Annotated in this window: 14 protein-coding genes and 2 pseudogenes; 8 read left to right on the top strand and 8 right to left on the bottom strand. The window is 58.5% G+C overall.

The window, feature by feature from the left end:
- Window positions 1-54: 54 nt before the first annotated feature.
- From CLM60_RS20575 to CLM60_RS20540, 8 genes and pseudogenes are all read right to left on the bottom strand, one after another.
- The gene (locus tag CLM60_RS20575; protein ID WP_040610016.1) at window positions 55-846 is read right to left on the bottom strand and encodes a TniQ family protein; all 792 of its coding nucleotides are present in this window, start codon (window positions 844-846) and stop codon (window positions 55-57) included.
- Entirely contained in the window at window positions 843-1,724 is an 882-nt protein-coding gene (locus tag CLM60_RS20570; RefSeq protein ID WP_095587516.1) for a TniB family NTP-binding protein, read from the bottom strand. The genes CLM60_RS20575 and CLM60_RS20570 overlap by 4 nt, the downstream gene beginning before the upstream one ends.
- Window position 1,725: 1 nt before the next feature.
- Complete coding sequence (locus CLM60_RS20565; protein ID WP_141246441.1) at window positions 1,726-3,360, bottom strand: Mu transposase C-terminal domain-containing protein; 1,635 nt, start codon at window positions 3,358-3,360, stop codon at window positions 1,726-1,728.
- A gap of 129 nt (window positions 3,361-3,489) precedes the next feature.
- A complete protein-coding gene (locus CLM60_RS20560) occupies window positions 3,490-3,927 on the bottom strand; it encodes a transposase family protein (RefSeq protein ID WP_159452515.1) in 438 nt (145 codons plus the stop codon).
- Between the two features lie 434 nt (window positions 3,928-4,361).
- Complete coding sequence (locus tag CLM60_RS20555) at window positions 4,362-7,412, bottom strand: efflux RND transporter permease subunit (RefSeq protein ID WP_058249033.1); 3,051 nt, start codon at window positions 7,410-7,412, stop codon at window positions 4,362-4,364.
- A 4-nt stretch (window positions 7,413-7,416) separates the two neighbouring features.
- The gene (locus CLM60_RS20550; RefSeq protein ID WP_095591008.1) at window positions 7,417-8,496 is read right to left on the bottom strand and encodes an efflux RND transporter periplasmic adaptor subunit; all 1,080 of its coding nucleotides are present in this window, start codon (window positions 8,494-8,496) and stop codon (window positions 7,417-7,419) included.
- A gap of 2 nt (window positions 8,497-8,498) precedes the next feature.
- Entirely contained in the window at window positions 8,499-9,092 is a 594-nt protein-coding gene (locus CLM60_RS20545) for a TetR/AcrR family transcriptional regulator (RefSeq protein WP_095591009.1), read from the bottom strand.
- A 163-nt stretch (window positions 9,093-9,255) separates the two neighbouring features.
- A pseudogene (locus CLM60_RS20540) lies at window positions 9,256-10,317 on the bottom strand (hypothetical protein); the annotation flags it as partial.
- 226 nt (window positions 10,318-10,543) lie between these two features.
- Between CLM60_RS20540 and CLM60_RS20535 the strand changes: the two are divergent.
- The 8 genes and pseudogenes from CLM60_RS20535 to CLM60_RS20500 all read left to right on the top strand — a co-directional run bounded on the left by CLM60_RS20535 (window position 10,544) and on the right by CLM60_RS20500 (window position 19,535).
- The gene (locus CLM60_RS20535) at window positions 10,544-11,449 is read left to right on the top strand and encodes a recombinase family protein (RefSeq protein WP_095591006.1); all 906 of its coding nucleotides are present in this window, start codon (window positions 10,544-10,546) and stop codon (window positions 11,447-11,449) included.
- Window positions 11,450-12,555: 1,106 nt separating this feature from the next.
- Window positions 12,556-13,737 carry a plasmid partitioning protein RepA gene (repA, locus tag CLM60_RS20530; protein ID WP_050532566.1) on the top strand — a complete coding sequence of 394 codons (1,182 nt, stop codon included), beginning with the start codon at window positions 12,556-12,558 and terminating at the stop codon, window positions 13,735-13,737.
- A 32-nt stretch (window positions 13,738-13,769) separates the two neighbouring features.
- Window positions 13,770-14,711: a plasmid partitioning protein RepB gene (gene repB / locus CLM60_RS20525; protein WP_245848563.1), complete on the top strand. Its 942-nt coding sequence runs from the start codon at window positions 13,770-13,772 to the stop codon at window positions 14,709-14,711.
- A gap of 251 nt (window positions 14,712-14,962) precedes the next feature.
- Window positions 14,963-16,279 carry a plasmid replication protein RepC gene (gene repC, locus CLM60_RS20520; protein ID WP_095591004.1) on the top strand — a complete coding sequence of 439 codons (1,317 nt, stop codon included), beginning with the start codon at window positions 14,963-14,965 and terminating at the stop codon, window positions 16,277-16,279.
- A gap of 145 nt (window positions 16,280-16,424) precedes the next feature.
- Window positions 16,425-17,519, top strand: a complete 1,095-nt coding sequence (locus CLM60_RS20515; protein WP_095591003.1) for a Fic family protein — start codon at window positions 16,425-16,427, stop codon at window positions 17,517-17,519.
- 319 nt (window positions 17,520-17,838) lie between these two features.
- Window positions 17,839-18,323: pseudogene (locus tag CLM60_RS21275) on the top strand (hypothetical protein).
- A gap of 40 nt (window positions 18,324-18,363) precedes the next feature.
- Window positions 18,364-19,302 carry an ArdC family protein gene (locus CLM60_RS20505; protein WP_043754134.1) on the top strand — a complete coding sequence of 313 codons (939 nt, stop codon included), beginning with the start codon at window positions 18,364-18,366 and terminating at the stop codon, window positions 19,300-19,302.
- A gap of 23 nt (window positions 19,303-19,325) precedes the next feature.
- Window positions 19,326-19,535 (top strand): DUF6330 family protein, encoded by a 210-nt coding sequence (locus CLM60_RS20500; RefSeq protein ID WP_043754132.1) that lies wholly within the window; start codon window positions 19,326-19,328, stop codon window positions 19,533-19,535.
- Window positions 19,536-19,633 lie beyond the last annotated feature (98 nt).

The following is a 19,633-nucleotide window of genomic DNA, read 5'->3' as shown; positions in this document are numbered from 1 at the left end:
TGTCGCGTTGCCCTTTAATCTGAGACGCGACGCGTTTGGCGACAATTTTTGCCCTTAATTGTGAGATACGGCTGTCATGGGGCCCCTGTTTCTCGCGCACCTTTGCGCGATGTGATCAACCGCGGCAAGCAATCGAGGCTCCTTCTCGAAGGCGCGCAAGAGAGCAACCCTTGCATAGTCGTCGATGCTTTTGCTGACGATGGCTGCCTTAGCCAAGGGATGAGATCGAGCGGCGGCGATTGCGGCGAGGCAGAACAGCCTAACTTCCGATCTGGGGTTCTGGACAGCGAACGACGGATCCCCGCGGAAGGTTTTGAGTGACATGGCAAAGGTGACTGCGCGCATTGCGCGCCGAAGTTGCTTGGGGCCGCGCGAGCGCGCGGCGCACTCAAGCATCTCTGCCCCGCGGCGCGCTCGGTATATCAGTTTTCCAGATATTTGTTCCTCACGGAGTTTGCCAAGGGTCTGCACAAGTCTCGTCCCGCAAACTTGGCAGTCAAATGCCCAGGCCCGCCTCCAATGCCTGAGCAAAAGACCCTCTCTGGAGCATCGCAGGCAATGCTGGAATGGCATCTGAGCCGTCAGTGAGGCTTCTCGTGGCGTCATTGCCGGAAAGGTCAAAGATCGAACAACATCTGGGTTAACCCGTGCGGCGTTGGCAATCTTCGCCGCCGCAGCCGCGTCGACGTTGAAGTCCAAGGCGGTGCCATGCGCGGTATCGATTCTGAGATGAGCCAGTAGTTCCGCATCATCACAGTAGTTGGCCGCCGCCAGCCGAGACAACCAACCTGACAACAACTCGTCTGGCAGCGGCGCGACAGTCTTGGGCAGCGGGTGCGGCTTCACACCCGGGACTTCTGGAGCCGCCGATGGGGGTTCGCATGGCGCGACCAAACCGGCGTCCATTTTGCGATTGCGTCATCGGTGATGCATTCCTCGCCTGTGATAATGGCGTCGATGGAAAGATCCTTGACCAGAGCGAAGATGCGCGAGGTCACCCCACCGGTCAGTGCCAAGACCTGCTTGAGAGATTTGACCTTCAGGTTGGACTTCTTTTCCAGTGGCATGGCAGCAATAAGGGTCTGGATCATGTCCGAGAACTCGGCATCGTCGCGCCAGTTTGGCAGATGATGTTCGTCCAGCCGTCGGGCAAGCTGGATATCACCGCGAATAGCATCGACGGCCTCGCTGACCCCAAGGCAGACCAGTGACACCTCGAGTTCATTGCTGAGATACCGCAGGACATTGAGAAATCGGCGCTGTTCGCGGTGGGTCCCGGCCAAGAGATTGTGGACCTCGTCGATCATGATCATCCGCAGGCCAAGGTCGCGTAAGAGCGCGATGACACGGACTTCGAGGGAAGCCACATTTTGAGCGCGGGCGCTAAGAGCCGTCGCCGGGGCGCCGACGGCGGCCAGGATGTGCAGGTAAAACCGCCGTTCATCAGGTGCGGGCGGCGCTTGCAACAGCAGAAGCGGTGTGCGGGTGATGCCCGACGCCGGATCGTATTCTGGTGCGAACTTGCGCGACAGGTTTCGGGCAATCATCGTCTTTCCGATCCCGGAGGCGCCATGCACAAGAAGCCCAGGCATACGGGTTTGTCGTGGCGCTTCGATCATGCCCTGCAAGCGGTCCAACACCTGTTCCGCCCGAGGAAAGCCGATCCAGATATCCGATTGAATGAGGGCGATCCGGCCGTCTTCTTCAGTTGTCCCTGCCCTCAATTCACCATCTCTCCACCTTGAACAATGGGCGCGATGTATCACCCGTATCGATCGGGCGCAGCCCTTCGGTTGTCGAGACGGCCGAGTTCGTGCCCTTCAATGTCCCTTTTCTTTCACGGGTTCTGCGTTCGGCCTTCGTCAGGCCCCGGCTTTCAGCTTCGATCTGGCGTTGCTGTCGGATCAGCTCAGCCAGCACCAGCTCATTAGACCCGGACTTGCCAAGGGCACGGGCCTTCCTCATCGCTTCGCGATATTCCCAGAGCGAGACGGGCGGAATTTCCAGGTTTCTGTACCGCGCCTCAACATACCGGCCATCGTCCAGTTCGACCCAGATCATTGAGATATCGCGAGGATCGTAGCGAACGACCACCTTTCCATCCCCGCGCCCAATGTGGCCTGCAAGGGCATCGGACCAGTACCTTATCTGGAACAGATGGATGCCGTCACGCCTGATCTTGCGCGGTTCACTCGGCAGGAAGCTCACCTGAAAGGCTTCCATCTCGAAGGGGATGTCGCCTGTCATTTGCTCTGAGAGCGCCTCCCATTTGGCAACGGGCGTGCAGCCAAGACTTGAATGAATGCTGTTGTTGTAACGGCAGATTTCCAGAGCAAACCAGCGATCGAATTCGCTCAACGTCATCGTGGCCTTGCTTTCGGCGTCATAGTCGCCCTTTGCCGCGATCGAGGATTGCGTTGTTCCCGGCAACAGGTGAACGGCCCCCATCATGGTGCCGATCAACCGTTCGATGTGACCACCGAAGTGAGGACTTGCTGGCGGTCGATAGACCAGATCGATCCCCCAATCCGCACAGGCCGACCGAAAGGCGCGCGACCGGAAATCGCGACCGTTATCGACGTGGATGCTGTGCGGTTTGCCCTGTGCCGGCCAAGGAACATCGCACGCCAATTCCGCAAGAAGTTCCTCCTTGAGGGTCACCGCCTGTGTCAGGCAAAGCGCCACTGACAGACGCGAAGGTGCCTCGAGAGAGGTGTAATATCCGGTCACCATCCGCGTTGCGACGTCGATCGCCAGCGTGACCCAAGGCCGCCCAATTGGTTTGCGTTCAAAGCCGTCGACAAGAATGATGTCCGCCGGTGTATGATCAATTTGGACGATCTCCAGTGGCATACTGGCCTTGTTCTCACCTGTGACCGGCGCAAATTTCTGGCGGGCCGCCTTTGCGCCCTCTCGTGCCTTCGCAACTTCGCGGGCATCCATCGCATCCAGACGACGCTGAACCGTTCGCCGTGTCGGCGGTTGCAAGCCCTCCTGCCAGCAAGCGCTGCGGATTTCTGTCACGACGCGCGACAAGCTCGAACGCTCCCGGCGCAAGAAATAGCGGCGAAGGTGCTCCTCGATTACCGCTTCGACTTTGCTGGATATTAACATCGTCCCGGTCGGGCGGCCCCGTTTCCGCGGAGCCAGAGCGCTGGTGCGCCCACCCTCTTCCGCCAACCGTTTTATCCAACGCCAGACCGTCGCCCTGCTGACACCAAGCTCCCAAACGGCGTCATTGATGCCACGTTCCAGGCTGCCAGTCCCATTGAGATATGCCTGAACAAGAGGGCGCAGCACCGCGGCCCTGCGCGCCTCTTCAGCACCAACGGCAACGGAGTCTTCGCCATCATCATTCATCGATATTTGCCGCAAATGTCTGTGAACCCTGTCTCAGGTTTAAGGGCAAAAATATCAGAATTAAAGGCAAAATCTCATATTTAAGGGCAAAACTCAGCCGTTGATTTCGTTGGATTTCCCATCTCACAATTAAGGGCTACGCGACAGGTGCCGCAGAACCGTGTCATCGCTGACACCGACGCCTAAACGGCGCAAGAGCCGCTCGGCAGGCCGTCCACCCGTGGCATGCCCCAGGTGACCGACAATGTCATCAGCACGCGAAGTTCGACGTGCAAATGGGCGCGCAATTGACGAGGTGTAGTCTGAAAACGTCCGTCGCGGGCACGTGGAAGCGGGACATCGCCATCTGCAGACCCAGAGTGCGACTGTTACCTTGTCGCCATGTGCGGGTAAATCCTGCAGTCGCCTTTGCCGCCACCCGTGACGACGCCGAGAATGCAAACCACAATCTGGGCAGATGCCTCTCGGTGCCAAAACGCCCGATACAAGCCACTCGCCGGAATCACGCCGCTTAACGCCTTGAACCCAAACGTCGCTCCCGGGCGACCAGTGCTTTTTTGAAATCACGACTATCCCTCCTGAAAGCTCCAAGCTCAGGATAGTTGCACCACACAGATTGAGGCAGAACCCAATTAAGGGCTACGCGACACCTGTTAAGGGGGCTCAGTCTACACACAAGCATTCAGCAGGGTTGCGAGCTAGCTGGGCGTGTCGTGCAGCAATCCGGTGCCTTAGTGCCTGTTGCTGAAACGATCGTTACCAATGCGTAGATCGCGTGACCTGCTACCCTGAACTTCCCTCGTTTTGATGTAGAGGTCCGTATCTACATGCGCTGCTCCCCAAGTTTGGACCTTCGGAAGCTGGATATTTCCAGCTCCGGCGCTGCGAGAACCGAAGTAATTACTATACAACATTGCCAATCTTCCGGACACGCCTCGCAACTCATCCAGCCTGTGTCCCTTTCTCGTGACACAGAGCCCAGACCGCTTGGTCAGCCTCGGTTATGCGGCGCTCATGACCGTAGTGGCCCGCTCGGCGCCGCACTTGAAAAAGACGTAGTACAGCACGGGTGCTGCGATCAGCGTAAGGATCGAGGCAAAGGCAAGCCCGCCCATGATCGTCGCCGCCATCGACTGAAAAAACGCATCCGACAACAGTGGCAACATCCCAAGAATTGTCGTCGCCGCGGCCAGAAACACCGGCCGCAGACGCGAGGTGGAGGCACTGACAATGGCCTCGTCCAGAGACAGAGCCGGATCGGCTGCTCGGATCAGATCGATCTCCTCAACCAGCACGATGCCGTTCTTGATCAGCATCCCCGACAGCGACAATAGCCCCAGAAGCGCGGTAAATGTAAACGGCAAACCTGACGCCAGTAGAGCCAGGCTCACGCCGTTGACCGCCATTGGCACCAGAAGCCAGATGATGATTGGCTGGCGCAGCGCGTTGAACAAAAGCACCGAAATCAACACCATGATAATGACGCTGAATGGCAATTGCGCGCCAAGGGCGGCTTGGGCCTCGGACGCGCTTTCAAGCTCTCCGCCCCACTCCATGGTATAGCCCTCGGGGATGTCCATCTCTTCAATGGTTTTTTGGACCTCGGCTTGCACCTCTGCCGCTGTCAGGCCGCGCGGAATATCAGCCCCGACGGTGATCACCTCTTCGCGATTTCGACGTTGTAGCAGCGTGTCTTGCGGCACGAAGCGGAAGCCTTCGATTACTTGTTCCATAGGCACCAGGGTGCCACCGCTCTCTGAATAAATCATGTGATCGGTCAGCGCGATCGCCGCATCTTGCGGTGCCCGGATCACGATAGGGATTTGCCGATCTCCTTCGCGGAAGGTCCCGGCGCTATTTCCTTCGGTGGCGAATTGTAGCGTCTCTGTGATGTCAGTCCGGGACACGCCCGCGTTCTGTGCGCGCTCCGCAGCGTAAACAGGGCGCAGCACCAATTCACGTTCGCGCCAGTCCTGCCGCGGGCTGATGATGTTGTCCGAAGCGGCCTGCATCCGGGCAATCGCCCGATCTGCCAAGGCGCGCAATACATCAGGGTCACGGCCAGAAAACCGCACCTCGATTGGCGCACCTCCGCCGGGGCCAAAGGCCAACCGTTTTACCCGGAATTCACCCTGCGGAAGACTTGCATTTGCAAAGGCTTCCAACGCGTCCATCTCTTGCTCGATCACTTCGAGCGAGTCCACGCGCACGATCAGGTGACCGTAGCTGGGGTTCGGATCCTCAGCCTGGTAGGTCAGCATGAACCGCGCCGCCCCTTGCCCGACAAAGGCTGTCACGGCAGAAACCGCGTCGCGGTCGCGCAACCAGTCTTCGAGAACCGCGAGATCATCAGAGGTCTGGTGGATTGATGCGCCCTGCGGCAGTTTGTAATGCACGAAATAGAGCGGCGTATTGCTGTCGGGAAAGAACTGCTGCTTGATTTGGCCGAACATCGCGTAACAAACAACGGTGCCGCCGATCAGCGCAAGAATGACCAGCCAACGCAGTTTCAAAGAGGCGCGCAGCACGGCGGCATAGCCCCGGAAGAGCGCGCCATCATACCCATCTGCCGTCCCTTCTTCGCCTTTCTTGAAAAAGTAATGCCCCAAAAGAGGGGTCGCGGTCAGGGCCAACACCCAGGACAACAGCAACGAAATCGCGATCACCGCAAAGAGCGAGAACAAGAATTCCCCCGTGGCATCTGGAGACAGGCCAATTCCGGCAAAGGCCATGATGCCGATCACGGTCGCACCCAGCAGCGGGATTTGCGTCTTGCTTGCGGCCTCTGTGGCGGCGTCGCGCGAGGATTTGCCATGCCGCATTGAAATCTGCATGCCCTCCGCCACCACGATGGCGTTGTCGACGAGCATCCCCATTGCGATGATCAAAGCACCCAGCGAGATACGCTCCATCTCAATCGCACCAAGCGCCATGAAAAACAGCGTCCCCACCACGGTCAGCAGCAGCGTGGATCCCACAACGATGGCCGCGCGCCACCCCATGAAAACCGCCAGAACCGCGACCACAATACCAACCGACATGGCAAGGTTGACGAGAAAGGCGTTCGAGGCCTCTTCGACCACAACATGTTGGCGATAGATCGACTGGATCGAGATGCCGAGCGGCAACTCCGCGCGCAACTTGTCCAGCTGGGCATCGACCCGCTTCCCGACTTCGACGATATTCTCTGTTGCAAGGCCCGCAACGCCAAGTGTGAAGGCCTCCTGCCCGTTATGACGGGTAATCAGACTGGGGTTGGCTTCGCGCCCACGAAAGATATCGGTAAAATCAAAAAGGTTGAGGACCTGTCCACCCGCGCCGACAGAAAGGGCTGCGATTTCGGATACGCTATCGGATCCTTCGGGCCGTTGGAGCAGAGTTCGCCCATCCGGTCCCCACAACATGCCACCGTCAACAATCTCGTTGGCGCTGTTCACGGCGCCGGCAACAGCGGCGGGCGGAATACCCAGCGTCGCAGTAAGCGCAAGGTGCGGCTCGATGTAGATCACTTCGTTAGGCACGCCTGAGAGCACAACATCTGACACGCCATCCACCAGCAGCAACTCCCGCCTGAGGAAGGAAGATAGATCATTCACCTCTGCATCGGAGAAGCCCGGCGCTGTGACTGCATAGTAGAGCCCGTACACATCTCCAAAGCTATCGTTCACAAAGGGCGGCGTCGCCCCGCTGGGCAACGCCGCCTCGGCCACGCGATTGCGCAGCTTGGTCCAGATTTCGGGTAACTCGGAGCCGTCATAGGTATCCTGCATGTTCACAGTGATCCAAGACAGGCCAGGCTGGTTCATGGACTCAATGTCCTTGACCTCGCCCATCTTCTGAATCGCGGATTCCAGCGGTTCAGTTACCTCACGCGACACTTCTTCGGCAGAAGCGCCGGGATACTGGGTGACAACCACAGCGGTCTTGATAGTAAAGGCAGGGTCTTCCAGTCGGCCGAGGTTCGCAAAGCCCCAGATACCACCCAGCAGGCAGATCAACATGATGATCCAAGTGTAGATCGGGCGGTCGATGGATCCGCGCGCAACATCCATGGTGTTAGTCTCCGAAGCCAATAAAGCGGCGCACGGCAGTGCCATCGGCCAGCGCGCTCGCGCCGCTGACGACAATCTCTTGACCGTCGCTCAGACCCTCAACGACTTGAGCAGTGCCGCGATTGGTCGGCTCTATTGTGATTGGGGTTCTGGTCACAGTGCCCCTGCTGGCTCCGGTCGGGCCAAAGACCATGACATAGGTCTCATTGTCATTCCCAATCACGACGGCTGAGGTTGGCACCTCAAGACTTTGACCGCCGGTTTGCAAGACCGCTGTGACTTCGACGGAGGACCCCGGAAGAACGATCAGATCTTCGGGCAAGGGCATGCCAAGCGTGATGGAGTAGGTCTGCCCGATCTCCGCCGTCTCGGCATTGTATTCACGCACCTCAAGCGGGAAGCTGCGATCGCTTGCCGGAAATTGGGCCGTGAACACCACGTTGGGATCTTGGCCCGCGCGCTGAAATAGCGTTTCGGGTACGTCGATCTCGATCCGCAGTTCGGACAGATCGTGCAGCCGCACAATCGGCGTGCCAGCGGTTACCGTTGAGAAATTCGGCACCAGACGCGAGGCGACAATACCGTCAAAGGGCGCAACCAGCGTGGCATGTTCCAGGTTCCGCTGTGCGTCACGCAGAGCAACATCGGCGATTGTCATAGTTGTCCGCGCATCCTCAAGGTTGGTTTCCGCGACCGAAGACCCGGCCAGCTTTTCAAACCGTTCCACAGTGCGCCGTGCCTGATCTTCGTTCGCTTGCGCTTGTTCCAGCGCCAGCTCAAAAGGCTCCAGATCCATCCGAGCCAACGCGCTGCCCTTGGAGACCGCCGCCCCCTCGTCCAGCGACAATTCGACGATCTGTCCACTGACTTGAAACGCCAGATCAACGGTAGCCCGTGCAACAACCTTGCCAAAGAAAACGCGCTCTAATTGGGACGCGCCCGCGGTGACTGGCGCAAGCTTCACGAAAGGAGCGTCGTCCGCGTGGGCCGCCGTGACGATCACTCCCAACGCAATGCCCAGCATACCGCCAAAACGGCAAGTGAATCGCATCGCCCGATGGGCAATCTCATAAGCTTTGACCATGCTTAGCCTTCCTTGTTCTCTGTAGGGTCTGCCTCGGGTTGCGAGGCAGCCGTGGTGCAAAGCTGCCGAAGCGTTACGAGTTGCTGAATCAGGTCTGCGCGATCCCGTGCGGTCATGCCGGCGGTTTTGGCCGCACGCTGCACGAAGTCCGACAGCTCGGCCACGTCCAGACCCCTTTTCGAAAAAACCTGCGCATGCGGTACAAGCGTGTCGAAGATTACCGCGCGAAAACGTTCGGCCGACTGCTGCAGAGCCTCTTCGCTGACGGCATTGACCCCGTCGATGAAATCCTGCGCATTCGGCATTGTCTGTATCGTGTCGTACCCACGGACCACCATTCGGTCGAAGATCAGGTCAAGCCTGGCCCCCAATGAATTCGCCGCCTGCAAGTCTGCGTGGATCTCTGCAAGGGCAAGGTCCGTGTATCGTTTGATCAATCCGCGCAGGATATCGTCCTTGTTGCGAAAATGATTGTAGAGCGTCTGACGCGACACGCTCGCTACTTCGCACAGGTCGCTCATGCTGGTGCGCTTCACGCCGTAACGCGAAAAGACATGCAGTGCTGCGTCCAATATTGTTGATTCCAGTTCGGCCATCGACCCGTTCTGCCTTTGCATGAAGGCCGAAAGTGGACAAAAGCACCAAGATTGTCAATCTGTAAATCTGTAAAACTGCGTCCAGAAAGCCGCGGTTCTCCTAGTCGGCCGCCTGGTGCGGTCTTGTGGGTCAGGCATTGCGACCTGTGCGCATACCCTCGGTATCGATGCGCCACATCCGATATCGCCCCTGCCCAGTCACTTCGCGGGTCAAACCCTTTGCCTCCATCCACGCCAGATTGCGCTGAACGGCGGCGCGGCTGGCTCCGGTCATGGACTCAGTCATTGGGGCGGAGACCAAGGGCCATTGAGAGAAAGTGTTTCGCAAGGCGACCGGCGTGCGGCCAGACAATTGCGCCATGATGGTCTCTGCGCGCGCGGTCCACGCTTCGATATCGTCAAGTGTTCGCGTCGCCGTTAGAATTGCGCTGTTCATCCCATCCAGCCAGTGGGCCAGGCGTTCGGGTGGCAAGCCCGAGACACGCAGCCCCCCTGCCCCGCCCATGGCGAGCGGTGCGAAGATGGCGCCGCTTCCGTCGCTGGCCGCGATCCTGGACGCGGTGACGGCGGCTTCCATCAGGTCGTCGTGCCCACCGAGGCCCGCCAAGCCCCAGAGATGAAAACCCATGCAAGCCCGCGTGATTGGATGCAAGTCGCCCGCAGCGGCCATGACGTCCAGCCATCCGCCTGCGCGATCCCCGAAACGCTCAGCGCTGTCTTCAATATTCTCGGGGTCGCGGCGATCCAGGAAGGCGGCCAAATCGGCCTCCGGTCCGGGACCGCCTGTCAGGCGTCGAACAGCCCAGTGGGCGCGTGCCAGCGCATTTGGGTCATCCTGTGCACCTGACAGCCGCATCGATACCCAGAGCGCCAGACGATCAAAACTCACCCGATCCCCTGCAAACCAACTGAGGTCCGCCGCCTCGATCAACGCGAGCCGATGCCGCCAACCTTCCGGGCCTCGCAGCAGCCGGTCATCCAGAGCCCCCAGGCGTCCAGCCACGCGGGCCAGCCGCGCAGCGTGAAGCCCCTCTGCCCTTGTCCAGTCTTCGATGACAGCAGTGTCGGGCGGTTCTGCCCGCGGCCCGGGAGGCAAATCATCCGGCTCTTCTTCGAGTGGCCCAGGCAGGAACCAGAGATCATCCTCGCGAGCCTCTTCCTCCCCTTCGATTGTGATGAGGGGGTCGTCAAAATCATCATTCAAAGTAGAGGCCTGTGGTCTCATATGTGCAAAATACTGTGTTTTTGCACATTACCCAAGTGATTTTGATGCAGTTGCCCACGCTCTTTATATGGTACGCGTGCGCGGCTGTCGGCGGAACCTCTCAGATCGGGCTCAGCACAAGGAAACCAAGGGTTTTTGGACGAGCACGACGAGAGAGCACTTACTTGCATTCGTTTACAAACGGTCGTTTATTGATGATACATAAAATTGCAAACGGCCCGTTTTCATGCCCCTGATAGGCTACGCCCGTGTTTCCACAGAGGATCAGACCCCCCTGCCCCAGTCTGAGGCCCTGCAAACTGCGGGTTGCGTCGAGATCTTTGAAGAGCACGCCTCGGGCGGCAATCGCGCGCGACCGGTGCTGGCACGCGTACTCGAACGCGTCCAGAGCGGCGATACGCTGGTCGTTGTGCGGATCGACCGGCTTGCGCGGTCCTTGTCGCACTTGCTGGAGGTGATCGAGCGTCTGGAGGCCAAGGGAGCTTTCTTCCGCTCCCTGCAGGACCCTATCGACACCGCTTCCCCGCAGGGCAAGTTTACGCTGCAGGTTCTGGGCGCTGCTGCCGAGTTCGAGCGCGCGCTGATACGTGAGCGCACGAAGGCCGGGCTTGCCTCTGCGCGCGCCAAAGGGCGCGTTGGTGGCAATCCTGGGCTACGCGCCAAGGATCCCGCTGCGCTGCGCAAGGTGCGGCTTGCGCGACAGGACGGCTACATGGAGCGCCTCAACGAGACCGCGCAGGATTGGGTGCCCCATGTGCGCCGCTTGCGGCCGGATATGGCCTGGGAAGACCTGCTGCGGATCATCAATGGCCCCCTGCCCCCAGATCGCCATTGGACACAAAGCCGACTGCTCCGCGGTGTGAAGGCATATGTGCGCGACGGGTTCCTTCCTGCCGAGGTGCTTGGGCGCGCCGGACGCCGCGAAACCGATGACCGCCTACCGGCCATCGTCGCAGCGATCAAAGGCGCGGACCCCGAGATCACGCTGCAGGAGATCTGCGACCGGCTAGAATCGATGCGCGAACGGACCCCTCGAGGTCGTGCTAGCTGGCAGCCGTCTTCGGTCAAAATGTTGCTCGAACGCGCTGAAAGGCTGGGGTTGCTGAAGTCCGCGCATCAACAACAATCTTGAGAATCTTCCACGCCATGGAACGATTGCAGCGTTGCAGCGCACTTTGCGGGCGTGTGAATGAGTTCACGACGCGCAACCGAAGTTTCACGCTCAATCCGTCGTGCAATTCCCGGCTCCTCATGGCTGGCACGCGGCGATCAGTGAGCCAGACACAAGGCCTCAGTCGGGCATGAATTTGAGATGGCGTCGAGTTGAGCTACAGTGCGCTCCCAGCGGTTTCCAATTGCCTCCATTAGCTGAAAATCGACTTAGCGAGGACCTGCACAATGATAGAGGTCCCTGCCCTAGAATTTGCGACGACGGTTCCTGAACCTGGGTCTTCGGAAGGCATCTGTCATCGATCATACTAAGCGGATCTTCTAAACAGCAAAACTGGGGGCAGTTTGTCCTCTGACATTCGGTGACGGGAGCCATAGGTTGTGCTGACGCAAGAACGTGGTCCGCGGTTGCTTTCCAGTGTTCGCCGAAGCCATTTAGTAAGCGCATCGGCTTCTTTGAGTTTGAACTCATGATCACTGTACATTCTCTGAAACCTTGAGTGGCGCGGATCATTTCTCTTCGTCCCTCAATAATTTGATCTCATCGGATTGGTGTCGCGGGTCGGTGAGGTGTGATTGAATTCGTCGCGGCAACGCTGTGCCTTGTGTTGGATCCTGTTCCCAGGATGCAGGCAACAAGGATGCCCCCTACCCGGCTGAGGATCATGGACCCGTCAGCCGACACGGCGTTGACTATCCTTACTCATGGAATGCGTTTGGTCTGATCGTTTGGGCACGGCACCCAAGTATCAATGTAGTTTTGAGTATCGATCCAGTTCGGTCGGGGATTTGCCGTATGTCTGTCGGTGCGTTGGCTGTTCCGGCATGAGCCGTCGCTGTGGAGAAGCGAGGCGCTTGCGATAACTAGTCTGCGCCAGATTGGCTCGTGAACCGCAAGTTTGTGCGTGCTGTTAACAGCTGTTAACTCGGGAGGGTGCGTGGCTTCCCTAGTAGCGCTTTGGTCCGACAGCACAATTTGTGGATAAATTCCTTGACTTAACAGGGTGAATCACGGCCATTAGAGTCAAGTTGCGCAAATAAGCGCGTTCGAGCAGAGAAATTGCAACTATGTTTCAGACGGCACCCATCGAAGCGGCGTCCCAATCCGAGCTTACAAGCCAGATGGCCGCGCGTCTACACACGGCGCTCACGACGCATCTTCAACAGGCCTACGCGCCCGATCAGCGGAAAAATCTGAGACTATTCAGCGCAACAGAGACTGCTGACCTACTTGGCGTGACCGGTCAATTCTTGCGCAAGTGCCACAGCGATGGGTCGTTGCCTGAGCCGGCAGTCATCAAGAATGGACGACGCTTTTATTCCGGGAACGAGATCCTGCAAGCGCGCCATTTTCTCGAGGCAAGCTCTCGAAAGCCGGGAAAATACCTTCCTGGGCGTCGCGAAGGTGACAAGCTGCAGGTCATTCAGCTGATGAACTTCAAAGGTGGATCTGCGAAGTCCACCTCTGCGATCCATCTGTGTCACTACCTTGCTTTGAGTGGCTACCGCGTTCTGGCGATTGACTTGGACCCACAAGGGAGCCTCACGGGCTTTTGCGGGATTCAAACTGAACTGGAGTTTGAAGGCGCGTCAATCTACGACGCGCTGCGTTATGACGATCCTGTGCCGATGTCAGAAGCTGTCGTGGAAACCTATTTCCCTGGCTTGCATTTGGCCCCTGCCCGCCTTGTGCTGAGCGAATTTGAGACTGAAACAGCGGTCAATGCGGGGCGCGGTGTCGCGTTCTTTGAGAAGCTCAGTCTAGCGATCCAGTCCGTTGAGAGCGACTACGATGTAGTTGTGATCGACAGCCCGCCAGCTCTGGGTTTTTTGACTCTGACCGGTCTTTATGCCGCGACCTCCGTTATCGTGCCGATGACGCCAAGCATGCTCGACCTTGCCTCTACACAGCAATTTGTCGAGATGACATCTGCCTATCTCGGGGTGATCGAGGACACAGGCGTCAAGCTCGATCATGACTTCTTCTCTTTTCTCATCACGCGCGACGATCCGAGCGATATTCCGAGTCAGCAGATCGTGAGCCTGATGCGCGCCCTCTTCCAGGATCGTGTCGTTGGAGCGACCGGACTGCGCAGTACTGCCATTGGCGACGCGTCGATGCTCAAGATGTCGATCTACGAGGTTGCACGATCCGAGATGACGCGGTCGACCTACGATCGGGCGAAGAACAGCATGGATGCTGTAGGTGCGGAGATCGCAGGGATGCTTCAACAGGCATGGGGGCGGTAGTCATGGCAATGGGGAAGAATAAGACGGGTATCATGGCTGCGATCACAGCCGCAAGCGAGGTGTCAAAGGAGGGTGCGTCCGACAGAGCCCATCGGACCTTGCCCAAGGGGACAATCGGTTCTGTCCGCGCCGGCCTCGGGGGCATTCAGGAAATCGACACCAACTTGATCCTTGCCTGGGGTCCAAAGGATCGGCTGGATATCGAGTTAACAGCTGTTAACAGTGACGCGGCAAATGCATCTATTCAAGATCTTGCGACCAGCATTGCTGAGTCCGGACAGCAAGTTCCAGTGCTATTGCGTCCATCAAAGGATCGTGACGGCCATTTTGAAGTCATCTATGGCCAGCGACGCATACTTGCCTGTCGCCATTTAGGGATGCCGGTGCGGGCTCTGATCCGCACACTCGATGATACCGATGCTCTAATGGCGAAGGGGCTCGAGAATGCAGGCCGTGCGGAGCTGAGCTACTATGAACGTGTTCGGTTCGCACAGGCGATCTTGGAGCAGGGATACTCCCGTGCGGAAGCATGCCAAGCTTTGGCGATCAGCAAGAACACTCTCTCGCAGCTTGAACGTATCAACCGGCTTGTGCCGGTAGCGGTCGGAGAGGCAATCGGCGCGGCCCCAGGGGCAGGGCGCCCCAAATGGACGACCCTCGCAACAGCGTTCGAGAAGGAGCAACTCTCGGAGGAGCGTGTATTGGATGTACTTGGTCAATCTGGCGATCTTGATTCCGACGGGCGGCTGGAACTCGCCATCAAGGAAATTGGCAAGCGAGGAAAGCAAGAGCGATCAGTTGAACAGCGCTCGCCCGTTCCTGGTGTGCAGATCAAGAGTGGGAAATCGGGACTCTCAGTAACCGTTAAGCGGGTAGGGGAGAACACAAGATTCGCGAATTGGCTGGATCAGAATCTGGACCAGCTCATACAAGATTCCTTCGATCGGTTCCGATCAGAGAACCACGAAGGATAGCGGCGGTTAACAACTGTTAACCGCCAAGACGGAGGCACTGAGCAGAAAGGAGGACGGCACAAAAGAAAAACCCTCGAAACCGAAGTCCCGAGGGCTGCTGCGCACAAGGCGCGATTTGTTTTGACACTACAATCTTAGCAGCCCGCGAATCGCTAAACAACGAAAAACGTCTTCGGGCGAACAGGTTTTCTGTGCCTAGCTAAGAGATGACAAAATTCAATGAGGCTCCGCATGGAGCGACTGGGACAGACATGCCTCAGAAGGGTGGAGGTTTGTCTAATACCAACCAACCCTCGGGGTGGCGCAAAGCGACGGCCGGACTGGCGGTTGCTGAACAGCACGCACAAGCTGGTGAAAGATCAACCGTGCCCAAGTCACAGGCCTTTGTCGCCGTGAAACGCGTTGGTGCGCATATAGGCCTCAAGGCTGGCGACATGCTGCTTCTCGACACGCTTGGGGCCTTCACACAAGCCCAGGATTGGGAAGAGGGACAGCGTCCGATCGTCTGGGCGTCCAACTCTTATCTGATGGAGCAAACAGGCTTCTCGCTCTCGGCGCTCAAGCGCCATGCCAGGCGTCTGGCCGAGATCGGCGTGATTGCCTTCAAGGACAGTCCAAATGGCAAGCGATGGGGCCACAGGGACGCTGACGGTCGTATCCTCGAGGCTTACGGATTTGATTTGTCGCCGCTGTCGGCTCGCGCCGAAGAGTTTGAGCATCTCCATGCCGAACTACAGGCTGAACGTGAACTCTGCCAGCGCCTGAAGCGCCAGATCACAGTTGCGCGCCGAATGATCCGCGCGAGGATCGAAGCGGCCCAGAGGGGTGCTCTGAGTGGCCCCTGGACACAGCTCTCAAGCCTCTTTGAGGATCTTCTGCACCGCTTGCCACGCCGGAACACGGCCTCTGAGGCGCTTGAGCGGCTCCTAGGTTGGTTCAGAGAACTTCAGGAGCGTGTCGAGGCGACCTATCTCAAGGCAGTTCGAGCGGAAGAAGTTGTGGAAAACATGCCCGCAACCACTGAACCAGAGCCAAAAGAGATTCAAGAAATGGACCCCAGGGAGGTCATTTCTGAACCTCATATACTAATTACAACTCAACTAAATCCTGTAACCTGTAATCGCTCAGAAACTGAGCAAGCGGCGACCGTGGTGCCAAATGCGCCACCGGAAGAGAAGGTCGATACGGAGTTGGAAGACTGGGTGGTTGAAACACGTAGGAAACGTGGTGCAGCGCTTGATTTGCCGACTGTGATGCAGGCTTGTCCTGAATTCGCGTCCTGGGCCCGCAATATGGGCGGGTACTTGAAGGATTGGGGCGATCTGCATCGGGTTGTCGGGCAGCTAAGGCCGATGATCGGCGTCTCAGAGTATGCTTGGAACCTAGCTCAGGACCGTCTCGGGCCCCAAGTCGCGACAGCAGCGCTCGTTCTCACGTTTGACAAGCATTGCGCCGGCGAAGTGGCGTCTCCGGGTGGATATCTGCGGGGTATGGTCGAGAAGGCTGGGGCAGGGGAGCTGCATCTAGAGCGTAGCTTCTATGGCCGGCTGGGCGGACAGGCTGCGTGATAGAATGGTAAAGCAGGTGTCCTACATTCAGCGTTCCAAGTCGAGCATGCGGAGATTGCCGCCCTTATTCTCCGCGCGGTCTGCGGTGTTTGTTATTGTCTTGCGGAGATTGTGCCGTATAATCTCCGCAAAGAGTGCGTAAAATATGACCTACATTCACGAACTCCCTGATTGGCCCCAGTTTACCTGGGACAAGGCCAAGCTGTCGTCCCAACTTGCTGCGGTCCGTCACCGCCAAGGCAAGCTCTTGGGGCGCATGGAGGGTCTTGGCTTCGATCTTCGCAACGAGGCGATGCTCAGGACACTGACCAGTGATGTCGTGAAAAGCAGCGAGATCGAGGGGGAAACGCTCGACAAGGATCAGGTTCGATCGTCTATCGCAAAGCGGTTAGGTCTGGAAATTGGCGGACTGATCCCGTCTGATCGCCATGTTGATGGTGTCGTCGAGATGATGTTGGACGCGACCCAAGCGTATGACCAGCCACTGGATGCGGAGCGTCTGTTCGGCTGGCATGCGGCTCTCTTTCCAACCGGGCGAAGCGGAATGACTCGGATCAGGGTAGGGGGGTGGCGTGACGGTCCCATGGAGGTTGTATCAGGACCTTATGGCCGCGAACGCGTGCATTTTGAGGCGCCAGACGCCGAACGGTTAGACCCTGAAATGGCGCGCTTCCTGACCTGGTTTAATCAGTCCTCCGAGGCGGATCCCGTCATACATGCCGCCATCGCCCATCTGTGGTTTGTCACCATCCACCCCTTCGATGATGGCAACGGCCGCATCGCGCGGGCGATCGCAGACATGGCCTTGGCGCGATCCGAAGGCAGCGCGCAGCGGTTCTACAGCATGTCGACGCAAATCCGACAGGAGCGGAGCGATTATTACGACATGCTCGAGTCGACGCAAAAAGGGGGGCTTGATGTCACGGCGTGGCTCGTTTGGTTTCTGGCTTGCCTTGACCGCGCATTTGATGGTGCCGAGATCATCCTTGAGGCCGTGTTCAGGAAGGCGCGGTTCTGGGAGAAATATGGAGCGGCGAACATTAACGACCGGCAGCGGGACATGCTCAACCGCCTTTTGGATGGGTTCGACGGAAAACTCACAACGTCGAAATACGCGAAAATCGAAAAGTGCTCACAAGATACGGCATATCGCGACATCCTCGATCTCATCGACTTGGGCGCCCTGGCTAAAGATGAGGCTGGTGGACGTAGCACCAGCTATTCCCTGACGGCAACCTAAAAAGGCTCGTCTCAGGGGAAGCCCGAAACGCTTGCTCCAAGGAAGTATCAGCCAAGCACCAGTGAGGCTTGCCGGTTTGGGGCAAACCTAAGTCTTTGATAAAGCTTGTAAGTCAGAAGGTTTAAGGACTTATTTGCCGATGTATGTTGCCAATCTTGAGGTGCTGAGTGCAATGAAGATGAAACGCGGTTGTGACGGCCTTGGAAGTCCTCGGCCTGTGCCTCCGGGGTAGCAGAAAGGGAAAGTGTCCTTCGGGTTTTGTGACTGACAGTTGAGGGACCTTGGGGTGCCTCGGACGGGTTCCGGTCTGCCGTTCCGGATGAAGGGCATTCACATGCAACCAGGTGTCTTGCGCGTGCTGCGCGCGACCGCTGCCTCTTGGTGGCGGCACAGAGAGCTGCGCCGAACCGGCGAGAAGGAGCTGGCACGGCAGCTCGAGCGGACGGCCGTTCTCCGCGATCTCGGCTATCTCAAGCAGGCCGCGTCATTGCCAAATGCGCATGTGATCTGCGGAGACGGTGGGACATTCCTCCATCTCGGTTGGACCACCGTGTCGAGTTTCGCGCCGATCGAGCGCTTTCCCTTGGCCGCCCTCGCGGTCGCACGAGGAACCCGTTCATCGATATCCGACCCATCAGTGACGTCATCGCTTTCGCGAACTTGCCGCGGGTGGCGCGGGACAGATCTGTCGACCCTGACCATTCAGGTGCCGGCCAGTCTGTCTCGCTGACCACCTACATCGACATGGTCGAAGCCCTCGGTGCCAGGATCGCCAACGATCCGCGGCCCTGTCGGTCAATCTGATCACCACTCCCTCTCACAAACATTCGAAAGGAGGCCAGCCATGGCCCGATCCCCCACGCCCAAATTCGATGCCTCCGAGGTCATCACAAACGAAATCATCCGCATCATCGAGCGCGGCGTCCTGCCGTGGCGCAAGCCCTGGACCGCAGGCGGCAGCTCACGCCCCCTGCGCGTGGGCGGCGAACCCTACCAGGGGGTGAACAACTTCCTGCTGACGATGCGGACCGTGATGGCGGGCCACAGCTCTCCCTTCTGGATGACTCTGCCTCAGGCCAATGCGTTGGACGCAAAGGTCCGCAAGGGCGAGAAATCCTCTGTCGTCGTCTATTACGGCCAAAGCCGGAAAGACGCGGGCGGCGAGGACGACCGCAGCGATGGCGATGATCGCTCCGAGGAAGCCCGCATCTTCCGCTTCCAGAAATCCTACCGCGTGTTCAATGCCTGCCAGATCGATGGCCTGCCCGACAGCTTCTTCCCAGACCCGGAGCCCGCGCCCGAGCATCCGCCGTCCGAGCCCATCCCGCACATGCAGGCGTTTTTCGATGCCATCGACATCACGACCGTCTTCACGGGCACGGAGGCGTACTATTTGCCCCCCGTGGACAAGGTCTACATGCCATCCATCACGCGGTTCCAGGACCCGCGCAATTTCTACGGGGTCTGGGCGCATGAGCTGGCCCATGCCACGAAGGCCCGGCATCGACTGAACCGTGATTTCGGGTTCTCGAAGTTTGGCAACACCTCTTACGCGCGCGAGGAGATCGTCGCGGAATTGACCTCGGTGTTCCTGGGTCAGACGCTCGGCTTTACGGCGCATACGCTCGAGATGAATGCTGCCTACCTCCATAACTGGTTGCGCGTTCTTCGGTCGGACAAGGGTGCGATCTTCAAGCACGCCGCGGATGCGCAGCGCGCCTGTGATTACCTGATCGCCAGATCGGAGGCGGGCAGGGCAGGGGGCCGAGCCAAGGCCGCCTGACCACAGGGAGAACGGAGACGCCCATGTCACGTAAGGAACCCAAGACGCTGCGGGTGGCCTGCTTCAACGACGGCCGCCGCAAGATCATCACCTTCAAGCACGGCGCCTATTGGTGGAGCCCGTCCGAGGGCGCTTATCCGCTCTCGGCGGCACTTGAGACCATCAAGCACCAAGGCGGCTGGATCGAAACCATCCCCAACCCGAATTACAGACCCAAGCGATTGTTCGGGTAGGGCCCCTTCTGCTTCTGTCCTGCCGCCAGGGGGAAAAAGAAAAAGATGCCGTAATGGGGCTGTCGGCGAATCGAGCACGTTTCGCTTGTTTGTCAGCA

This window comes from Actibacterium ureilyticum (assembly GCF_002285435.1).
In the GTDB taxonomy this organism is placed as follows: domain Bacteria; phylum Pseudomonadota; class Alphaproteobacteria; order Rhodobacterales; family Rhodobacteraceae; genus Actibacterium_C; species Actibacterium_C ureilyticum.
The sequence above is the reverse complement of the archived record's forward strand: the minus strand, read 5'-3'. Positions and strand labels throughout refer to the sequence as shown.

Bases quoted from the DNA above. Each gene is read 5' to 3' on its own strand.
- CLM60_RS20550 (WP_095591008.1), bottom strand. From the start codon at position 8,496: ATGGTCAAAGCTTATGAGATTGCCCATCGGGCGATGCGATTCACTTGC.
- repB (WP_245848563.1), top strand. From the start codon at position 13,770: ATGGCTGCGATCACAGCCGCAAGCGAGGTGTCAAAGGAGGGTGCGTCC.
- CLM60_RS20555 (WP_058249033.1), bottom strand. From the start codon at position 7,412: ATGGATGTTGCGCGCGGATCCATCGACCGCCCGATCTACACTTGGATC.
- CLM60_RS20515 (WP_095591003.1), top strand. From the start codon at position 16,425: ATGACCTACATTCACGAACTCCCTGATTGGCCCCAGTTTACCTGGGAC.
- repA (WP_050532566.1), top strand. From the start codon at position 12,556: ATGTTTCAGACGGCACCCATCGAAGCGGCGTCCCAATCCGAGCTTACA.
- CLM60_RS20535 (WP_095591006.1), top strand. From the start codon at position 10,544: ATGCCCCTGATAGGCTACGCCCGTGTTTCCACAGAGGATCAGACCCCC.
- CLM60_RS20545 (WP_095591009.1), bottom strand. From the start codon at position 9,092: ATGGCCGAACTGGAATCAACAATATTGGACGCAGCACTGCATGTCTTT.
- repC (WP_095591004.1), top strand. From the start codon at position 14,963: ATGCCTCAGAAGGGTGGAGGTTTGTCTAATACCAACCAACCCTCGGGG.
- CLM60_RS20505 (WP_043754134.1), top strand. From the start codon at position 18,364: ATGGCCCGATCCCCCACGCCCAAATTCGATGCCTCCGAGGTCATCACA.
- CLM60_RS20565 (WP_141246441.1), bottom strand. From the start codon at position 3,360: ATGAATGATGATGGCGAAGACTCCGTTGCCGTTGGTGCTGAAGAGGCG.
- CLM60_RS20500 (WP_043754132.1), top strand. From the start codon at position 19,326: ATGTCACGTAAGGAACCCAAGACGCTGCGGGTGGCCTGCTTCAACGAC.